19 protein-coding genes and 1 tRNA gene are annotated in these 19129 nt (G+C 70.0%); 13 read left to right on the plus strand and 7 right to left on the minus strand.

Annotated features, from left to right (window positions below; all coding sequences use genetic code 11):
* Positions 1-264 precede the first annotated feature (264 nt).
* Positions 265-1107 (plus strand): glycosyltransferase family 2 protein, encoded by an 843-nt coding sequence (locus KILIM_RS00290; RefSeq protein ID WP_040561749.1) that lies wholly within the window; start codon positions 265-267, stop codon positions 1105-1107.
* Between the two features lie 75 nt (positions 1108-1182).
* On the opposite strand, the gene KILIM_RS00295 is transcribed toward KILIM_RS00290, so the two are convergent.
* Complete coding sequence (locus tag KILIM_RS00295; RefSeq protein WP_006590593.1) at positions 1183-2964, minus strand: malectin domain-containing carbohydrate-binding protein; 1782 nt, start codon at positions 2962-2964, stop codon at positions 1183-1185.
* A gap of 577 nt (positions 2965-3541) precedes the next feature.
* Between KILIM_RS00295 and KILIM_RS00300 the strand changes: the two genes are divergently transcribed.
* Positions 3542-4066 carry a hypothetical protein gene (locus KILIM_RS00300; RefSeq protein ID WP_006590594.1) on the plus strand — a complete coding sequence of 175 codons (525 nt, stop codon included), beginning with the start codon at positions 3542-3544 and terminating at the stop codon, positions 4064-4066.
* Positions 4067-4075: 9 nt separating this feature from the next.
* Positions 4076-5032 (plus strand): nucleoside triphosphate pyrophosphohydrolase, encoded by a 957-nt coding sequence (gene mazG / locus KILIM_RS00305; protein ID WP_006590595.1) that lies wholly within the window; start codon positions 4076-4078, stop codon positions 5030-5032.
* Positions 5033-5068: 36 nt separating this feature from the next.
* On the opposite strand, the gene KILIM_RS00310 is transcribed toward mazG, so the two are convergent.
* Positions 5069-5656 carry a hypothetical protein gene (locus KILIM_RS00310; protein ID WP_006590596.1) on the minus strand — a complete coding sequence of 196 codons (588 nt, stop codon included), beginning with the start codon at positions 5654-5656 and terminating at the stop codon, positions 5069-5071.
* A gap of 220 nt (positions 5657-5876) precedes the next feature.
* On the opposite strand from KILIM_RS00310, the gene KILIM_RS23790 reads away from it, so the two are divergent.
* Positions 5877-6380 carry a hypothetical protein gene (locus KILIM_RS23790; protein ID WP_006590597.1) on the plus strand — a complete coding sequence of 168 codons (504 nt, stop codon included), beginning with the start codon at positions 5877-5879 and terminating at the stop codon, positions 6378-6380.
* An 18-nt stretch (positions 6381-6398) separates the two neighbouring features.
* Here the strand turns inward: KILIM_RS23790 and KILIM_RS00315 are convergent, their stop codons facing one another.
* The 3 genes from KILIM_RS00315 to KILIM_RS00325 all read right to left on the minus strand — a co-directional run bounded on the left by KILIM_RS00315 (position 6399) and on the right by KILIM_RS00325 (position 9774).
* Positions 6399-7676, minus strand: coding sequence for a protein kinase domain-containing protein (locus tag KILIM_RS00315; RefSeq protein ID WP_006590598.1), 1278 nt, complete (start codon positions 7674-7676; stop codon positions 6399-6401).
* Entirely contained in the window at positions 7660-8451 is a 792-nt protein-coding gene (locus tag KILIM_RS00320) for a hypothetical protein (RefSeq protein ID WP_006590599.1), read from the minus strand. Before KILIM_RS00320 ends, KILIM_RS00315 begins: the two co-directional genes overlap by 17 nt.
* 156 nt (positions 8452-8607) lie before the next feature.
* Entirely contained in the window at positions 8608-9774 is a 1167-nt protein-coding gene (locus KILIM_RS00325) for an aminotransferase (RefSeq protein WP_006590600.1), read from the minus strand.
* 203 nt (positions 9775-9977) lie between these two features.
* Between KILIM_RS00325 and eno the strand changes: the two genes are divergently transcribed.
* The 3 genes from eno to KILIM_RS00340 all read left to right on the plus strand — a co-directional run bounded on the left by eno (position 9978) and on the right by KILIM_RS00340 (position 12630).
* Positions 9978-11261 (plus strand): phosphopyruvate hydratase, encoded by a 1284-nt coding sequence (gene eno / locus KILIM_RS00330; RefSeq protein WP_006590601.1) that lies wholly within the window; start codon positions 9978-9980, stop codon positions 11259-11261.
* Between the two features lie 89 nt (positions 11262-11350).
* Complete coding sequence (locus KILIM_RS21900; RefSeq protein WP_083875796.1) at positions 11351-12115, plus strand: FtsB family cell division protein; 765 nt, start codon at positions 11351-11353, stop codon at positions 12113-12115.
* Positions 12112-12630, plus strand: coding sequence for a DUF501 domain-containing protein (locus KILIM_RS00340; RefSeq protein ID WP_006590604.1), 519 nt, complete (start codon positions 12112-12114; stop codon positions 12628-12630). The genes KILIM_RS21900 and KILIM_RS00340 overlap by 4 nt, the downstream gene beginning before the upstream one ends.
* A gap of 22 nt (positions 12631-12652) precedes the next feature.
* On the opposite strand, the gene KILIM_RS00345 is transcribed toward KILIM_RS00340, so the two are convergent.
* Entirely contained in the window at positions 12653-13024 is a 372-nt protein-coding gene (locus KILIM_RS00345; protein ID WP_157551363.1) for a hypothetical protein, read from the minus strand.
* A gap of 71 nt (positions 13025-13095) precedes the next feature.
* On the opposite strand from KILIM_RS00345, the gene KILIM_RS00350 reads away from it, so the two are divergent.
* From KILIM_RS00350 to KILIM_RS00370, 5 genes are all read left to right on the plus strand, one after another.
* Positions 13096-14082 (plus strand): Ppx/GppA phosphatase family protein, encoded by a 987-nt coding sequence (locus KILIM_RS00350; RefSeq protein ID WP_006590606.1) that lies wholly within the window; start codon positions 13096-13098, stop codon positions 14080-14082.
* Entirely contained in the window at positions 14079-14933 is an 855-nt protein-coding gene (locus tag KILIM_RS00355; RefSeq protein ID WP_006590607.1) for a uracil-DNA glycosylase, read from the plus strand. Before KILIM_RS00350 ends, KILIM_RS00355 begins: the two co-directional genes overlap by 4 nt.
* A 42-nt stretch (positions 14934-14975) precedes the next feature.
* Positions 14976-15049, plus strand: a tRNA-Leu gene (locus KILIM_RS00360).
* A gap of 134 nt (positions 15050-15183) precedes the next feature.
* Positions 15184-16059 carry a Bax inhibitor-1/YccA family protein gene (locus tag KILIM_RS00365; RefSeq protein ID WP_006590608.1) on the plus strand — a complete coding sequence of 292 codons (876 nt, stop codon included), beginning with the start codon at positions 15184-15186 and terminating at the stop codon, positions 16057-16059.
* A gap of 1 nt (position 16060) precedes the next feature.
* The gene (locus tag KILIM_RS00370) at positions 16061-16375 is read left to right on the plus strand and encodes a hypothetical protein (protein ID WP_006590609.1); all 315 of its coding nucleotides are present in this window, start codon (positions 16061-16063) and stop codon (positions 16373-16375) included.
* A gap of 153 nt (positions 16376-16528) precedes the next feature.
* On the opposite strand, the gene KILIM_RS00375 is transcribed toward KILIM_RS00370, so the two are convergent.
* Positions 16529-17752, minus strand: coding sequence for an acetyl-CoA C-acetyltransferase (locus KILIM_RS00375; protein ID WP_006590610.1), 1224 nt, complete (start codon positions 17750-17752; stop codon positions 16529-16531).
* A 258-nt stretch (positions 17753-18010) separates the two neighbouring features.
* On the opposite strand from KILIM_RS00375, the gene KILIM_RS00380 reads away from it, so the two are divergent.
* Positions 18011-19129: FlgK family flagellar hook-associated protein (locus tag KILIM_RS00380; RefSeq protein ID WP_006590611.1), on the plus strand; the 1119-nt coding region annotated here is incomplete at its 3' end.

Below are 19129 nucleotides of genomic sequence, written 5' to 3' on the forward strand. Positions count from 1 at the left end.
CGGGAGAGGCGAGGATGGCTGGGCGAAGGGGGGCGAGGCGGGCATGGCCCGAGCCTGGCACGGACCAGTCCGCCTGCGCACCAGGGGGCCTGGCCGCTGACCGGGGCGGCTGCGCCCAATCCCGGGGTCGCGGCGCGTGGTCTGCCACGAGCGCGCGACGAGCACTAGAGTTGGGACGCTTCGGGCTCGACCGTGGCCGCGATTCCACCGGCCGGGCGAGCCGCAGCCGGGAGGGGTGACGCCGTGGTGGCCGTGTCGGTCTGCATGCCTGTGTACCAGGGGGAGCCACACCTGCGCGCTGCCTTGGACTCGGTGTTCGAGCAGCGCGGCGTCGACTTCGAACTCGTCGTCGTCGACAACGCTAGCACGGACGGCACCGCGCAGATCCTCGCCAGCTACGACGACCCGCGACTGCGTGTGGTCCGCCAAGCCGAGACCGTCCCACTGACGGCCAACTTCGCCGCCGCCGTCGCGGCCTCCCGCGGCGATCTCGTCAAGGTGTTGTGCGCGGACGACCTGTTGCTGCCCGGCGCGCTGGCCAGCCAGGCGCAACTCCTGTCGCAGCACCGCGACATCAGCCTGGTCGCCTCCCGGCGGGTGCTCATCGACGACCACGACGCGCGGATCGGCCCCGTCGGGCTGCGCGGCTTTCTCGGGCGACACAGCGGCCGCCGCGTTGCTCGGCGGTTCGCGCGGTGGGGCATCAACCCGATCGGTGAGCCGGCCTGCGTGATGTTCCGCCGCGCCGACTACGACGCGGTCGGGGGCTGGGGTGCCGACCTGGCCTACCCCTCCGACATGATCACGTGGCTGCGCCTGCTGCGCCGCGGGGACCTGCTGGGCCAGAACGAGGCGCTGGCCGCCTTCCGCATCGGCCACGCCGCGCACTCGCAACGCAACGAGAAGCGCAACGAGAAGGAGAACCGCGAGCTCATGCGCCGCACCATCGGCGACCCTGCATGGGGCCTGGCGACGCGAGACCGGTTGATCTCCAAGGTCGCCTCGCCGGTCGCCTGGTGGGCCTGGGGGGTGCGGCGGCGCATCATGTTCCGCCTGCCGCAGGGCGCTCGCCGGGCAGGAGCGAAGTCGACGACACCAGCCCGCTAGCCGGCATGCGAACGGGGCCCGGCGGTTGCCGAGCCCCGTTCGATTCTTCGTCGTCGTCGGTGGTGCGGTGCGGGATCAGGGACGCTGCCAGACCCGCAGGTAGTCGACGAGCATCGTGCCGTTGGCGGGCTTGGCGCCCTTACGCACACCCGAGCTGAGCACGACGTACATCGGGTTGTTGGTCACCGAGGCGCCGGAGTAGGAGGGGCCGGGCTTGCCGTCGAAGAAGACCTGCAGCTTGCCGCGCTCCCACAGCAGGCCGTAGGTGTGCCAGGTGCCGGCCGCGCTCTTACCGGCCTCGCCGTACCACTTCCAGTGCGCCTGCTGGTTGTTGCCGGCGGCGTCCTTCCAGTGGTAGTTGAAGTGCGGCTTGTACAGGCCATCCGGCGTGTCGTCGGGGATGATCTCGGCGATGTCGATCTCCGGCGGCCATTCCTTGTCGACGGGGGTCGGCAGCATCCAGAAGGCCGGCCACAGGCCGGGGGTCTCGGGCACCCAGATGCGGGCCTCGACAAAGCCGTGGGTGAACGCGAAGCCCTTACCGGTGTGCGCGACGCCCGCGGTGTACGGGTAGGTCGTCGTGTACGGCGCTGAGCTGTTGTTCACGGTGATCGGCGTGCGGTCCCACGACAGGCGCAGGTTGCCGTCTCGCACTGCCACCCGGGAGGGGTCGAACGCGTAGTCGTCGAGGCTGGAGTTGTACGGGTGGCCGTAGGTCCACGGCTCCAGACCGCGGTGGGCCGTCCAGACCGCCGTGTCCAACTTGGTGCCGTTGAACTCGTCCTGCATCGCCATCTTCCACTGGCCGCCGACGCCCTGGGGCAGCGGCGTGCTGGGGGCCGGCGGGGTCGTCGGAGTCTGGCTCGGCGTCGGCGTCGGCGTCGGCGTGGGGGTCGGCGTCGGGGTGGTCGGGTTCGGGCTCGGCGTGGGGTTGGGGGTCACGACGCTGCTGCTCACCGGCTTCACTGAGATCGCGGAGACCAGCGCGCCATTGGCCTTCGCCGAGAAGTCCAGGTCGAGGCGACCGTCCTTGACGTCCACGCGGAACGTGCGGTCGTAGGCGCTGTCGCGACCCACGGCCTTGAAGATGTCCACGTCGGTCAACGCTCGCTGACCCTCGGCGTTCACGGAGAAGACCCGCTGGCCGGCCTGGGTGGCCCAGGCCTCTCGCATCTTAAGCGTGACGTCGTAGGTGCCATTGGTGACGGGCCGCCGCCAGGCCGTCATGAACACCCATTCGGGGTAGTAGACGGAGTTCTGCGTGGTGCCGTTGATGCTGGTGCCGGCGCGATAGGAGTCGTTGAACCGGCCCCCTTCGAAGCCGGCCCGGGCCGCGTAGCGGGTGCCGTCCTCGCCGGTCAGCGCGCTCGGGCGGGTCGTCATGTGGTATTCATTCACGGCCGGGGCCGAAGGCAACGGCACGATTTCCAATGCCGACAACAGAGCGCTGTCCGTGACATTACGGAAGGCCAGATCGAGGCGGCCGTCGTTGACGGTGACGTCGAAGCTTCGGTCGTAGGCGCGGTGCTTGCCGACGGCCTTGACGATGTCGATGTCGGAGAGCGCGCGGCGGCCCTCGGCGTCGACGTGGAAGACGCGCTGATTGGCGTTGCTCCACCAGTATTCGCGCATCTTGAGGGTCACCCGGTAGTTGCCGGCGGGGACGGCCTGGCTGAATCCGGTCATGGCGACCAACTCGTGCCGGTAGAGGCCCTGGTCACCGGTGCCGCTGATGGTCTCGCCGGTGACGTAGGAGTCGGCGTACCGGCCGCCGGTGAAGCCGCGGCGCGATTCCCACCGCGTTCCGGAGCTATCGGTAATCGCCGCCGGGGCGGCGCTGATGCGAATAGGGGACATATTCGCATTGTTTGCCACGCTGGACTGAGTGGCGATAGGGAAAACAACTCCTGCGGCAGTCAACGAACCGGCGGCAATAGCAACCGGCACCGCCCTGCTGAGGGACTGGGGGCGCATATACGACCTTTATGGGGGAGGTTGCGGGACGCAGACCCCATCGGCCCGCACTTGCGTGGGGTGAGGTTGTTTGACGTGCGTCACTTGACCGTCGCTTTACCTAATCTGCCGGGGCTCATGAACCTCGTTGGGCGACAGCAAAATCGGGCGGCCCCCAGGTGCCGGATATACTTGAGTCTCGTGTTTCTGAGCGATAGCTGGATGCAGCCTGGGATGTGACTGCCGCCCTGGGCGCTGCGGGCGAGGGTGCCGCCTCGGGTTTCCGATGTGGCGTCGAGCTGCCCGGACTGCGGGCTCGGGGCTGGGTCGATCTGGGTCAGGGCTGGGTCGATCTAAGGCGCGCCCGGAGGCGGTGGCCCAAAGCGGGGCCCGGTGCGGGAGAATGGCTGGCGACTCAGCATCCGCATCGTCGCCGCTCGGTCTTTGCGCCGTCCGGTCACGCCCGAAGGAGAGATCACCTGTGCAGGTTTCCCGCTCACGTGTGGCCCGGGTGGCGGCCGCGTTAACGCTCGCCACTGCCGTTGTGTTGCCCCTGTCCGCCTGCGGTTCGATGCCCGGTCCGGGTGTCGCGGCGGTCGTCGACGGGCAGCGGATCAACGAGTCCGATCTCGACGCGATCGCCGCGGACTTCGCCAAGGTGCAGGGTGCGCAGGCACCCTCGCGCACCGAGATCGTCTCGGTGCTGGTCGCCCGCCCGTTCGTCCTCGAGGCCCTCGGCGCACGCGCCCTCTCCGAGCAGGGCGTCAAGGAGTTGCTGGGCCGCGACGTGCCGGAGGTGACCGATCCGACGGTGCAGTTCGTGCAGGCGATCTCGGCGCAGCAGCAACTGGACCAGCAAACCGCTGCCGTGGTGCAGACCGAGATGGCGGCCGCCAACATCGAGGTGTCGCCGCGGTACGGGGCGTTCGAGCCGGGTGAGGGCGTCGTTCCGGTGCAGGAGAACTGGATCGTGCCCGCCGCCGACGGTGCAGCGCCGACCCCGTAAGGGCAGCTGGTGAGCGACGACTTCCTGACGCCACGCGCGCACGGGTTGCCGGTGGCGTTGGTGACCTGCGATCCGCAGTTGACCCCCGGACAGTTGACTCGGGAGGCGTGGGAGATCATCGAGCGCGCCGATCTCGTGGGCGCCTCACCCGCGGTGCAGGCACATGCGGATGCGCTCGCGGCGCAGGGCGTGCCGATCGCGCCCGACGCGCTGGAGACGCTGCGGTTGCGGCGGTTCGCCGGTGACCTGGCCTTTCTGTGCACGCCCGCGGAGGCGCGCGCCCACTCGGGCGGCGACATGGTGATCGTCGGGGCGGAGGCCGGGCCGGGCACCGGGGTGCTCGAGCTGGTTGAGGTCATGGACCGGCTGCGCTCCCCGGGCGGCTGCCCGTGGGACGCCGAGCAGACCCACGAGAGCCTGGCACCCTACGCCATCGAGGAGGCCTACGAACTGGCCGACGCGATCGCCTCCGGGGATCGCGACGAGTTGGCGGACGAGCTCGGTGACGTGCTGCTGCAGGTCGTCTTCCACGCCCGGGTGGCGGCCGAGGCACCGACCGACCCGTTCGACATCGACGACGTCGCCGCGCGCATCGTCGCCAAGCTGCGCCGCCGGCACCCGCACGTCTTCGCCGACGTGCACGCCCCCTCGGCCGCGCACGTGCAAGCCAACTGGGACGCGATCAAGGCCGCCGAGAAGCCCGAACGCACCGGCGTGCTCGACGGCATCCCCTCCGGCCTACCCCCGCTGGAGCGGACCGCCAAAGTCGCCTCGCGGTTGGTGCGCGCCGGCCGCGAGGCCGAAGTTCGCGCCGCCGCCGAGCGCCTCGCCGCCGCCGCCGACCCCGGCTCCCAGCTGCTGGCCACCGCCCTGACCTGCGCCCTCGACGGCCACGATCCGGCCGCAGCTCTCCGCGCCACCCTGCGCGAGCTGGAGGCCGGCTTCGCGCAGGGGGCGTCAGAGTGAGCGTTCTGCACTTGGGATGTCAAGGGTGCGCGGCGTCTAACGCGGGTAGCTGCGCCATAGGAGTCGGCCCTGGAAGGTCGGCCGCCCGCCGCGCATGACGGGGTTCTCGATGAGCACGACGGTGGCCGAGTCAATAGTGCCATCACGGTCCGGAATGCCGAACGAGAACCGCTCCTTGCGGGGGCGGTTCTTCTCCCACGTGTTGGTCGACCAGAGGGCGCGGGTGCCGCGATAGATCACGACATTTCCGTCTTTCTGGAAGGCGAGCCGGCTGGCGCCTTTATTGTGAGTGTTGGAAGACCACATCGCGCGCAGCGGATCACCGCCGTAATGTACGAGGTTGCCGTCCTCCTGGAAGACCAGCCAACTGCTGTACTTGGCGGTGCTGACCAGGCACATGCGTCCAGGCAGCCAGTACTCTCCCTTCGACGCCGTCCAGGTGATGTACCGGCGGCAGTCCTTCTTGTTGGGCGGCACGATTCGCGTCGGATGATTGCTGATTGCAGCGGTTTGACTCGGTTGAGCGGTCGAGGCCGCGTGACTTGTTTGAGCGCCCGAGGTGAGCGGCGCCAGGCACAAAGCCAGGGCCGCGGTAGCCAGGCCGGCCTTCTTGATGATGTGCATCGTGCTCTCCCTCACTGTGATTGATTGGTCGACCACAAGAAGAGTCCGCGGCGCTTCGCGACGTCAATGACAGGGGGTGTCATTCGTGTCGAACCACTTGTTGCTGGCGAGGGGCGACCAGGGGTGTCAGGGTCTGACATGGTCATCGAGTCGGTGGGCTGCCAGGCTGCGCGCGTCAGGAGACGTCCTGTCGCACCCGGCCTACCAGTAAGGATGAGTTGTGAGAGTTACGAAGCGCCTGGTACTTGCCATCGCAGCGGCGATGGCTCTGCCTCTGCCGATGGGGGTGGCCTCCGCGCACGGCGCCGGCGATAAGTACACCTACGTAAAGTCGCAGCCGAACCTGTGTCGCAACATCAAGAATAGCGTGCATACACACCCGACTCCGTACACTGTGAAGGTGCCGAAGGTGCATGGCACCTATGACTTCACCGACAGTGCAGACGGATACTCGCTGCGTACCTGTGACTGGAAAGCCAAGGACGGGTATATCGACTATCGATGTCGACCCGCCGCCGACAAGGGTGCCTGGACGATGGCGATTACCCGACGGGCGGAGCGTGGCGGGAATGCGACAGGTGTGGCAAAAGGGGCCATGACCTGCAATGGTAAGTGGCAGCGCGTGAACTACGCGTGGTCGTCCCGTGACAGCACTCACGTGCATCTATGGGGGGCGGAGACGTCCACCTTGCGTGATGTCGAACTCAAGATTCCTAAAGTCTAGCGTTCGGTCTCTGGGCAGCTACTCCAGTGGAGTAGAGACCAGTTCTTGGGTAACGCCAGGGCAGCGATTATGGCTACCCTGAAATTTGGTCATGGTGACTCGCGCATGCCCAAGCAGTCGCCCATCGACTGGCAATGCGGGGAGATCATTGAAGTCGCCGCCGTGGTCCTTTTTCTCCATGGCCTCTTGTGCCACGGGGGAGGTGTCAGGAAGGGCGAAGGCCCAGACATCGAACTCCTGGCCTTCATCGCACGGCCCGAAGCCGAGGTCCACCAGCGCACTCCAGCCACGTCGGTCGCTGTCGAGGGTGGCGGGGTTGACATCGATCTCGTAGGCGCGGGTGCCGGAACGTTGAACGATCCACACCGACTCGTTCTCCGCGACATAGTCGCGGCCCGCCGGGGTGATCGGGCTCATCGTCCGGGTCCCGTCTGTCGTTTCGACCATGGGTTGCGAGGGTTCGTGACTCCACCACCATGCCGCCAGGGTCACGAGTGTCACCGACATCGCGGCGAGGGCAACCGGTATTCGTCGTCGCGCGGGCCGACGCCGAGGCAGAGGGGCGACGATCTGAAAGGCCCGCGCCAGAGCTCCGGCATCCGGAGGCCTGTCGCTCGGCCGGGCCGACAAAGCCCGTGTGTAGATCAATTGCTCCAGCCTCTGCGGAAGAACGTGGTCGCTCAGAATCTCACCGATGAGTCGGCCCGCAGCGAACACATCGCTTCGGGTGTCGGGGGCCCGTCGGAGGTCGGCCAGGAGTTCGGGTGCCATGTACTCCGGCGTGCCCACTTGGCGCCCGGTGGGCAGAGCTCCGCTGGTTCCGGCCAGGCCGAGATCGCACAGAGTTGCCCGGCCGTTATAGATGAGGATGTTGCGCGGCGTCAGATCGCCGTGGACCAGGTGGCGTTCATGGAGGACTGTCAGTCCGCCGAGAATGTCCTGCGAGATTCGCAGCGCCTCTTCGAGGCCCAGTCTGCGCTTAGCCAGGACGTCGGCAAGCGGTGCGCCTCCGGGTCGGGTAGCGAGCCACGGCAACTCCTCATCCGTCGATGCCTCGACGAAAGCGACGATATTGGGGTGGGGGGCCGCGTCGGGCGAGAGGCTCTCGTGCAGGCGCGCCTCCCGTTCGAGAGCAGCTCGTTCGACGGCGTCACCCAAGGGCGCCCTCCAGCGCTTGAGGATCACGTCGCCGTGCCGGGCCGATCGCGCTCTCACGACCGACGTGGTGCCGCTTAGGCTCAGGGACTCTCGGAAGGTGAAGCCGTCCGGCAGGAGTCGGTCATCCTCGTTCGGCATCGAATATCTCCGAACTGGCACGAGTTGGCTTCAGGAGCGCGAGATCGGTGGAGGTGACTATCGAGCGATAGACCAGGAGGCGAGCCAGCGGCGCGTAGTTCGACTCCTCGCGGTCCATTCCACGCCACAGTCGGTCGATACCTTGGTCGCAGTAGTACGCCAAGAGCCGATCCACGCGGTCGCGGGCCGTGCGGGGTTTGCTTTCGGTGAGCTGGCCGATTTCCGAATATGTGGCCGGCCGACTTCCGCGTCGGAGCAGGGGCTCGCACATCGCGACGGCGGTCTGCAGGAGCGCTGGGGGCGGGCGCATCAATGTCAAGGTGCCGAGGGTGGCCGCGGTCTCGTGGCTGTCGTCGTCGGTGCTGACCCGGCTGACGTGGATACCCCACGCGCCTGTGCTGGGTGCGCCAACTGTTCCGCCGTGCCCGACGCTGCAGGCCGCTCCGCGGGGTCCCGTACGCGGTGGCAACTGCACCGGGAGGGCGTCTCCATGCACGATCAACTCGTGGGTCGCCGAGAGGTTACGCACCCAGAGATCGCCGTCCATGCACCAGAGCACTCCCGCAATCCGCGACAGCTCGGTGCTGCGAAGGCACTCCCACACGACGATGGTGCATGCGTCGTCGTCGCGCCCGAAGGCGGCCCACGAGGCGTCCTCGAACGCGTAGGCAACCCCGGAGCACGTTACGACGTAGTGGGTGTTGGGTGGCGGTTGCCCATCGACCTCGACCGCGCGCGCTGTGGCTCCCCGAGGGCGCCACTTGTCCTCCGCCACGTCGCCCCCTCGGGCACAAGGAATCTGCTTGGGCGCCAACTAAATTCGCGTCAGGCGCAGCCTTTGGCAGGGAGGATATCGTCGGTCCAAACAGACTTCAATGTGACCTAGGTCTTGTGCTGTCGGGCAACGCGCCCGGCTGACGTGCCCCTTACGTCAGCGGGCTCGCTCGCCGGCTCCGTGGAGGCGGGCGACGAGCTCGTCGAGGCGGTCGGGCGGCAGGTTGCTGAGGCTGAACCGGAGGGCGCCGGGGTCGGTGGGGTAGAAGGCGGTGCCGGGCACGAAGAGCAGGCTCTCGTGGCGCACGAGCTCGGCCGCGACCTCATCGGAGGGGGTGCCGGTGAACGGGTGGCGCACCCACGCGAAGTAGCCGCCCTGCGCGACGACCTCGAAGCCGCCGGGGGAGTCGGCCATCGCCGCCGCGAACGCCGCGCGATGCTCCGCCAACTCGGCACTGCGCTCCCGTCGCCACGCCGCGGCCGTCGTCAGGCCCGCCCACGCCGCCTCCTGGCCGATGCGCGGCGCACACACCGCGACGCAGTCCATCAGCTTGGCGACCTCGCGGTGTACCGCCGGCGCACACACCAACGCGCCGACGCGATATCCGGGGATCGCCAGGTCTTTGGAGAAGGAGTGCAGGCTCACGACGTGCTCGCCCCAGTCGGCTCGGGAGAACTCCGCGTGCGGCGGCGCGTCGGTGTCGCGGAACGAGCGGTACGTCTCGTCGAGCACCAGCGCGATGTCGTGCTCTCGGGCCAGGGCGGCGAAGTCAGAGATCGTGGCGGGGTCCAGCGTCAGGCCGCTGGGGTTGCCGGGCGTGACCAGCACGAGCATCCGGGTGCGCTCGGTGATCTGCGCGCGCGCCGCATCGACGGTCGGCATGAGGTCGGCGCCGGTTTCCAGGTAGACGGGGTTGATACCGGCCAGCCGCAGCCACATGTCGTGGTTGAAGTAGTACGGCAGCTGCAGGATCACCTCGTCCCCGGGATTGGCCAGGGTCGAGGCCAGCAGCGCGAAGGCCTGATTGCAGCCGGCCGTGATCAGCACGTTCTGCGACCCCAACGACGCGCCGTAGGCCGCCGACAGCTCCTCGGCGAACGCCTCGCGCAGGTGCGGCAACCCCGGCACCGGCGTGTACGCGCCCCCGTCGGCGGCGTTCGCGACCTTCTCCACGTGCGCCACCACCTCTGGCGCCGGCGGATAAGGCGGCACCGCTTGCGCCATATCGAGCAGCTCGCGGTGCTCGGGCCGGAGCGCCATGAGCCCCAGGGCCGCCGTGATCGGCGAGTCGACGGTCTGCAGGGTCCGCTCGTTGAGTCGCATCCGTCCACTCTGCCCGTTGTGGCCCCCGGCGCCACCTCCGGGACGGCCGATGTTTGCCCTTGTCCACATGCTGAGGAGACCCGTCCGGGTTGCGCACCCCACCCCGCCCGCGACCGCCGAAGGACTAGGCTCAAGTCGCAAGCGATCCATCGCCTCGACCATCAGCCTCGACCATCAAAATCGCAACCTTCAGGAGTGTCTCGATGGCAAGCATCGAAGAAATCGGCGCACGGGAGATTCTCGACAGCCGCGGCAACCCGACCGTCGAAGTGGAGGTGTTGCTCGACGACGGGACCACCGCCCGCGCGGCCGTACCCAGCGGCGCCTCGACCGGGGCGTTCGAAGCGGTCGAGCGCCGCGACGGCGACAAGGGCCGGTACCTGGGCAAGGGCGTCGAGCAGGCCGTCGACGCCGTGCTCGACGAGATCGAGCCGCGCATCGTCGGCTTCGACGCGACCGAGCAGCGCCTCGTCGACAACGAGATGCTCGCGCTCGACGGAACCGACAACAAGGGCAAGATCGGCGCGAACGCCATCCTCGGCGTCTCCCTGGCCGTCGCCCGCGCCGCCGCCGACTCGGCCGGCCTGCCGCTGTTCCGTTACGTCGGCGGCCCGAACGCGCACGTGCTGCCCGTGCCGATGATGAACATCCTCAACGGCGGCAGCCACGCCGACTCCAACGTCGACATCCAGGAGTTCATGATCGCGCCGATCGGCGCACCGAGCTTCAAGGAGGCGCTGCGTTGGGGCGCCGAGGTCTACCACGCGCTCAAGAAGGTGCTGCACGACCGCGGCCTGGCCACCGGCCTGGGTGACGAGGGTGGCTTCGCCCCGAACCTGGAGAGCAACGCCGCCGCCCTCGACCTCATCCTCGAGGCCATCGAGGCGGCGGGCTACACCCCCGGCAAGGACATCGCGCTCGCGCTCGACGTCGCGGCCAGCGAGTTCTACAAGGACGGCTCCTACACCTTCGAGGGTGGCAGCAAGTCGGCCGACGAGATGATCGCCTACTACGCCGGCCTCGTCGACAAGTACCCGCTGGTCTCCATCGAGGACCCGCTGAACGAGGACGACTGGGACGGCTGGAAGTCGATGACCGACCAGCTCGGCGACAAGGTCCAGCTCGTCGGCGACGACCTGTTCGTGACCAACCCCGAGCGTCTGGCCCGCGGCATCAACTCCGACACGGCCAACGCACTGCTGGTCAAGGTCAACCAGATCGGCACGCTGACCGAGACCCTCGACGCGGTGACCCTCGCCCAGACCAACGGTTACCGCTGCATGATGAGCCACCGCTCCGGTGAGACCGAGGACACCACGATCGCCGACCTGGCCGTCGCCACGAACTGCGGCCAGATCAAGACCGGTGCCCCCGCTCGCTCCGAGCGCGTCGCCAAGTACAACCAGTTGCTGCGCATCGAAGAGGCCCTCGACGACGCCGCGGTGTACGCCGGTGCCGGCGCGTTCCCGCGGTTCCAGGGCGCCTGACGGCGTTGCACCACCGGCGAGACGGGTGGCCCTGCAAGGATGGCGGAGACATCCGCTAATCCCTGATCAGGCAGGTCCCAGGTAGGTCCATGGCGTCCACCCGTCGTCCCGACACCTCATCCTCCCGTCGGCGCCGAGCCCCCGTCTCCGGACCGGGCGGCTCCCGCCGGCGGGAGGATAGTCGTGCCTCCCGCGCTCCCGGGGCCGCGCCCTCGTCGGCTCGGTCCGCAGCGTCGGGTCGCTCGAATTCGGGGTCGGCGCAGCCCCGTAGCGGGGCGCCGCTGGGTCGCCGCTCCACCCGACGGCTCGCCGCGCTCGGCGCCGTATTCGTGCTGCTGGCCATCATGATCGTGCCCACGCTGCGCGCCTACCTGCAGCAGCGCGCCGAGCAGGCGGCGCTCACCGAGCAGATCGCCCGGCAAGGACAGTCGCTGCAGGGCATGCAGGCCGAGATTCAACGCTGGAACGACCCGGCTCACGTCGAGCAGCAGGCTCGCGAGCGGTTGAAGTTCGTGCGCCCCGGCGAAACGGCCTACCAAGTCATCGGCGCCGAGAAGCTGCTCGGTGACGGCCTGGCCGGCCGGTCGCGCGTCGTCGTGCCCAACGTCGGCGACGACACCATCCCCTGGTACGGCACCATGTGGAACTCCATCGTCATCGCCGACCGCCCTGACGTCGACGAGGCCGTGCCGCTCACCCCCGTGGGGGAGCGGGTGTTGCCGGGCAGCAGCGACCCCACCGCCATTCCCGGAGAGGGTGGGGCCACGGGCCCGACCTCCAGCGCGACGGGCGGGGCGACCTCCGGGTCGACGGGCGGCGCCACAGGCACCGGCACGGCGACGGGTGGCCGGTGAGCGATCCCACCTCTCCTGGCCCGCCGGATGGCGGCCCGGCCGACCCGGACGATCTGGCGGCCGTCGGCGCGCAACTCGGTCGGCCCTCTCGCGGGGTCGCGGCGGTCGGCCACCGGTGCCCGTGCGGGCGTCCCGACGTGCTGACGACGCTGCCGCAGCTGCCGGACGGCACCCCGTTCCCCACGACCTTCTACGCCACCTGCCCGCGCCTGACGGGCGCGATCAGCACCCTGGAGTCGGCGGGGATGATGCGCGACATGAGCGCGCGCCTGGAGTCCGACCCCGACCTGGCCGCCGCCTACCGGGCTGCGCACGAGGACTACCTGGCCCGCCGCGCGGCCCTCGGGGAGGTCGCGCAGATCGCCGGCATCAGCGCCGGTGGCATGCCCACCCGCGTGAAATGCCTGCACGTGCTCGCGGCCCACGCCCTCGCCGCCGGCCCCGGCGTCAACCCCCTCGGCGACGAAGTCATCGCCGCCCTCGACCCCTGGTGGCGGGGCGAGCCCTGCGTCTGACGCGTGCTCGGTTGACCCGCGCTCAGTTGGAGGGGCGTGGGGCGGGCAGGCGCTCCTCGAGTTCCTTGACCTGCTGTGTCAACTCATCGACACTCTGCCGGGACTGCTCCACCTGCTGCTGCAACTGCTGGATCTCGTGCGTGGTGTCCGGCGGGCTCGATGACGACGACGAATTGGTGCCGCAGGCCCCGAACATGGCGAGGGTGGCGACCACCAGGATCCACCCCGACCGGCTACGCGTTTTGGCGATGTCCGCCTGCTGCTGCGAGATGATGCGACGCAGCTCCTCCATCGTTGCCGGCGGCTGCGGATCATGCCCCTGGCCGTGACCCTGGCCGCGCCCGTGATCGGGCCGCGGCTCGAGCGGCGGAATGGGAGCCCCATAGTCAGACACCACACAAGCGTAGGCTCGGACGCAGGCCGCCCGGTGGGTGCCCGGCCGATCGACCGAAGGAGAACCCCCTCATGCGCGTGGCCGCCGTCGACTGCGGCACCAACTCCATCCGCCTCCTCGTCGCCGACGTCCCCGCCGCCGATGCTGCCGCCACGGCCGACCCAGCGCCGCTCGCGGAGGTCGTGCGGCGGATGGAGATCGTGCGCCTGGGGCAGGGGATCGACGCGACCGGGGCCATCACCCCCGAAGCCATGGAGCGGACCCTGGCCCGCTCCCGCGAATACGCGCACCAGTGCGCCGAACTGGAGGTCGACCGGGTGCGCTTCGTGGCCACCTCCGCCTCCCGGGACGCCCGCAACGCCGACGAATTCGTCGCCGGAGTCCGTGCGGCCTTCGCGAGCTGGGACATCGCCCCCGAAGTCATCACCGGTGCCGAAGAAGCCCTCCTCTCCTTCACCGGCAGCACCGGCGAGCTCGCCGGTGCTGCCGGTGTCCCCGGGCCTTACCTCGTGGTCGACCTCGGCGGCGGCTCCACCGAATTCGTCCGTGGCGACCTGCGCGGCGGTCAGGCTGACGTCGGAGCGGCCATCTCGACGAATATCGGCTGCGTCCGCTTCCACGAGCGCTTCGCGTTCGCCGATCCGCCGACCCGCGAGCAGATCGAGCGCGCCACGACGGCCGCCGATGTCGTGATCACCCAGGCTCAGCAGGCCGTCGGGTTCACCGGGATCAACGCCCTCGTCGGTCTCGCCGGCACCGTCACCACCATCGCCGCGCACGCACTGCGCCTCCCCACGTACGACCGCGACGTCATCCACGGCAGCCGGCTGCCCGTCGAGAGCATCCTTGAAGCCTGCGACGACATCGTCCGCGCGACCGTGGCCCAGCGCAGCAGCCTGGGATTCATGCACCCCGGCCGCGCCGACGTCATCGGCGCCGGCGCGCTCATCTGGGGCCGGATCGTTGCCCGCGTCGCCGACGAGTCCGGAATCACCGAGGTCGTGACCAGCGAACACGACATCCTCGACGGCATCGCCCTGAGCCTGAGCCGCGCGTGACCCAGCCGCAGTCGCTGCCGCATCCGGTCATCGGGGGAGCCTTCACCTCACCGGTGACCCCCGGCACGGGGTGGCCCGGCGACCCGGCCGACGATCGCACTCCGGTGGCCCACGACCCGGCGCAGGTGCGGGACCTAGCCGCTGAGGGCGACCTGCCCCAGCTCGACGCGCGGATCTCGGTGTGCCGCGCCTGCCCGCGCCTGGTCGCCTGGCGCGAACGGATCGCCCACGAGAAACGCGCCGCCTGGCGCGACGAACCGTACTGGGGGCGCCCCGCGCCCTCGTTCGGCGACCCCGATCCGCACCTGCTCATCGTCGGTCTGGCGCCCGCCGCCCACGGCGCCAACCGCACGGGCCGCATGTTCACCGGCGACCGCAGCGGCGACTGGATCTACGCCGCCCTGCACCGGGCGGGCCTGGCCAACCAGGCCAGCAGCATCGCGGCGGGCGACGGGCTCGAACTGACCGGAGCCCGCTTCGTCGCCACCGCGCACTGCGCACCTCCGCAGAACAAACTGACCGTCGCCGAGCGCGCCACCTGCGCGCCCTGGCTCGACCGCGAGCTGACCCTGCTGACCCGCCCCGACACCCGGCTCCGTTCCGTGCTCGCCTTAGGTTCGGTCGGCTGGTCCGCGTTTCTCGGTGCCGCCCGCCGCCTGGGCTGGCAGGTGCCCCGGCCGGCACCGCGCTTCGGCCACGGCGCCGTGGCCGACCTGAGGTTGCCCGACGGACGCCCGCTGCGCCTCGTCGGCTGCTACCACGTGAGCCAGCAGAACACCTTTACCGGCAAGCTCACGCAGGAGATGCTCGACGCCGCCATCGCCCTGGCCATGGACACCGCGGCAGGCTGAGCGTCGCTCGGATTGGGTGCCCGTGCCCGGTAGCGTGGGTGTGTCCCCGTAGCCCAACCGGCAGAGGCAGGCCACTTAAAATGGACACAGTGCGGGTTCGAGTCCCGTCGGGGATACGACCGGAGCCGCGTTCCGCGAGTTCAGTGACGGGTCACCGGCGGGAATGCCGGGAACCGCCACGGCGTCATATACGTCAGACACGTTTAGTGATCGCCCATCGGCGACCCGATTTCGGAGAGGCATCAGCCCCATGAGTAACCCGGTCTTCGACCGCATCGACAAAGTCAGCAGCAGCGGGGGTTACGCGACTTTCGACTCGCGAGGCCAGGCACCCCGGCAGACCCCGCAGCAGGGGCAGCCCCAGTACGGGCAGTACGGCCAGCCGCAGGACATGAGCTCGCAGCAGCTCAACGACATGTACAACCAGCCGTCCGCGAGCGCGGTGCAGGCCGGCCGTGTGACCGTCGACGACGTGGTGATGAAGGCCCTCGGCCTGTTCGGCATCATGCTCGTCGTCGCCTGCGCCGTCGCGTTCGTCGTGCCGGCCATGAGCCCCGTCATCATCCTCCCGGCGATCCTCGGCTCCCTCGGCCTCGGCCTCTTCATCGCCTTCAAGAAGACGATCAGCGTGCCGCTGATCGTGGCCTACGCCGTCTTCCAGGGCCTGCTCGTCGGGTCCGTGACGACGGTGTACGGCAACCGGTTCGGCGACCAGCTCATCACCACAGCCGTCGTGGCGACGCTGTCGGTCTTCGTCGCGATGTTCGCCGGCTGGAAGTTCGGCCTGGTCAAGGTGACCAGCAAGTCCCGCCGGATCTTCACGCTGGCGATCTTCGGCTACCTGATCTTCGCGGTGGCCAACTTCGTCGCGGCCTGGGCGTTCGGCGCCAACGAGGGCTGGGGCTTCTTCGGCTTCGGCTCGCCGATCTCCATCGGCATCTCGATCCTGGCCGTCGGCCTGGCCTCGTACTCCCTGGCCATGGACTTCGACTCCATCGACCGGGCGGTCGAGGCGCAGCTGCCGCAGCAGTACAGCTGGCTGCTCGCGCACGGCCTGCTGGTCACCGTCGTCTGGTTGTACCTGGAGATCCTGCGCCTGCTCGCGCAGCTGCAGGGCCGCGACTGACATGATCGATGATCCGGTGCCGCCCGCGGCCCGGAGAGAACTGGAGCGCCTGGCTCGGCGGTGGCAACAGCTACCGCTCGACCGGGCGCTCCGGTGCGTCCCGGCCGTACACGCGCTGGCTCAGCGCTTCGCTGACCAGGCCGTAGCGCCGAGCCTCACCGGCGACCGGCTCCCCGACCTCGGCCCGGCCGTGGTCATCGATCAGCTCATCGTCACCACCCACGACCTCGCTGCCGCCAGGGCGGCAACCCCGACTGCGGAGCCGACCGTGGATATCGCCGCGGAGCTCGCCGCGCTGCGCCGCGACATCGGGTGACCTCCCGCGGGAGCGGGACACACCTCAGCGCAACGGGACACGGCCTGACCCGACTGAGCACACCCGATGCCGTGTGTCCGGTCGGGTTTGCCTGTGTCCCGTGGCGCGGGACTGTGCTCGGTGGTGCTGGGCGGAGTCGGCGGGCCGCCGGGGTCAGCTCAGCCGCTCGAGGATGATCGCCATGCCCTGACCGCCGCCGACGCACATCGTCTCCAGCCCGAACTGTCCGTCGCGGGAGGCCAGGCCGTTGAGCAGCGTCGTCGTGATGCGCGCGCCGGTGCTGCCGAACGGGTGGCCCAGGGCGATGGCGCCGCCGTGCACGTTGAGCTTGTCGACGTCCATCTCGAGGTCGTCGGCCGACGGCAGCACCTGCGCGGCGAACGCTTCGTTGATCTCGTACAGGTCGATGTCGCCGATCGACATGCCGGCGCGCTTGAGTGCCTCCCGGCTGGCCTCCACCGGTCCCAGGCCCATGATCTCCGGAGAGAGCCCGCTCACCCCGGTCGAGACGATGCGCGCCAGGGGCGTCAGGCCGAGCTCCTTGGCGCGGATGTCGCTCATGATGACCACCGCGGCCGCGCCGTCGTTGAGCGGACAGCAGTTGCCGGCCGTCACCGTGCCGTGCTCGCGGAAGACCGGCTGCAACTGCGCGATCTTCTCCAGGGTGACCCCGGCGCGCGGCCCGTCATCGGTCGAGATCACGGTGCCGTCGTCGAGGGTGATCGGCGCGATCTCGCGGGCGAAGAAGCCGTCGGCGATCGCCTGCTCCGCGCGGTTCTGGCTGCGCACGGCCCACTCGTCCTGTCGCTCCCGGGATACCCCTCGCAGCGTCGCCACGTTCTCGGCGGTCTGGCCCATCGCGAGGTACACGTCGGGCAGCAGACCCTCCTCGCGGGGATCGGTCCAGGTGCGGTTCTGAGCGGCGATCTGCGCGCTGCGCTGCTGCGCGTCGGCGAACGCCGGGGCCCGCCACCCCTCTCGGGACAGCCCGGTGCCGCTCAGGTCGGGAAAGCGCGAGACGCACTCGATACCCGCGCTGACGAACACATCGCCCTCGCCGGCCTTGATGGCGTGAAACGCCATCCGGCTCGTCTGGACGGAGGAGGCGCAGAATCTGTTGACGGTGCTCGCCGGCACGTCGTCCAGGCCGAGGCGCACCGTGACGACCCGCGCCATGTTCGACCCCTGCTCGGCCCACGGCTCGGCGCACCCCAGGTACAGGTCGTCGATCGTGTGCGGGTCGAGTGCGGGCACCTTGTCGAGCGCAGCGGCGATGACCTGCCGCGACAGCTCGACGGGGTGCATGGAGGCCAGGGACCCCTTGACCGCGCGCCCGATCGGGCTGCGGGCGGTCGCGACGATGACTGCTTCGGGCACTGGTGCCTCCAGGGGTTGCGGGCAGGCGTGGCGCCGACGATCGGTCGGCCCCTGGCGATGCTAGCGCCGTGGGGCCATGGCGCTTGGACGCAACCACCGCTCAATACCCGTGTGCAATCCCACTCCGTCCGGTGTTGCGCCCCTACGGCCTGGGGTTGCGGTGTGCTGAAGTCGCCCGCGGGGATGCCGATGGGAAGCCGCCGGGTCCGGTCCCGGTACCTCGGGAGTGCCCGGGAAAGGATGCCCGGTGAAGACGTCATGAGCGCCAATCTGTCGCTAGGCCCCCTCGTGCCCGACGGCGGCCGCGGGTTGAGCCCCGGCTTGCAGCGCTGGCTGGAGGCGGTGCGCGGCGGGGGGACCAGCAGCTCACCGGCCGGGGCGCTGCGGACCCAGCCCACCGCGACCGCGTTGGCGACGGCCGCGGGCGCCACGATCGCCGCGGCGGGAGCGGCCCAGGCAGCCCGGATCTTGGCGCAGGATGCGGCGGAAACGCCTGGCTCGGGCGACGCCGGCCGGGTCCGCCCCAGCCTGGACCGCCAAGCCCTCGACGCGCACGCCGCCGTCGGTGAGCTGGAGGCGCGCCGGCAGACGTTCGGCACCCTCGAGCGGGTGTTCACCGAGGCCAACCGGTCCACCTCCGCCGTCGAAACTCTCGAGGAGGCCGCCCGCCGCCGCCGCAATCGGCAGCGGGACCAGAGGGTCGAGCTGACCCGCTCCGCCGAGCAGGCCGCCCAGCAGCAGGCCCTCGCGCGGGACAGCGGCACCGCCCGTCGGGCCGAGGTCGTGGCCGCGGCCGCGCCAGTGGTCGACGCGGCCACCGCCGCTGCCCGCCCACCCGCGCCCCCGGTGGATGTCGCGGTGGCGGCGACCAGCGACGCCGCCCGCGAACTGAGCCGCACCGCGGACCGCCTGGAGACCCTGCGGATGCAATCCGTGGCAGCCATCCGGGCCACCGCCGGGCGCGTCGACTCCCTCGCTCAGGAGATCGCCTCCGCGGACCGCCGGTCGAAGATGGAGCAGCGCCGCGCCGACGCGGCGCAGGCCGACCGGGCCGCCGATCGCCGGGATGTCCGTCGTGATGTGGCCGCCCGCGAGCTCGTGCGACTCACCGGCGCGCACGTACAGGTGCAGGACGATGGGGCCCTGCGCGTCGAGCTCGGTGGCCGCGCCCTGGTCGACGCCGCGGGCGTGCACTCGCTCACCGTCGCCGACCCCGACGACACCGGCCAGGCCCCCAACGACGCCACGACCGTGCCGTCCCAGGAGCCCGTCGAGACCACCGGGGGAGGCGCTGGGGCCGACCGGGAAGCCGTGGCCGCGCGCGAAGCCGAGCGGCGCGAGCGCGGCACCCGGGGCACGGACCCAGGGGCGGACCGG

The organism is Kineosphaera limosa NBRC 100340 (assembly GCF_000298215.1).
Classification (GTDB): domain Bacteria; phylum Actinomycetota; class Actinomycetes; order Actinomycetales; family Dermatophilaceae; genus Kineosphaera; species Kineosphaera limosa.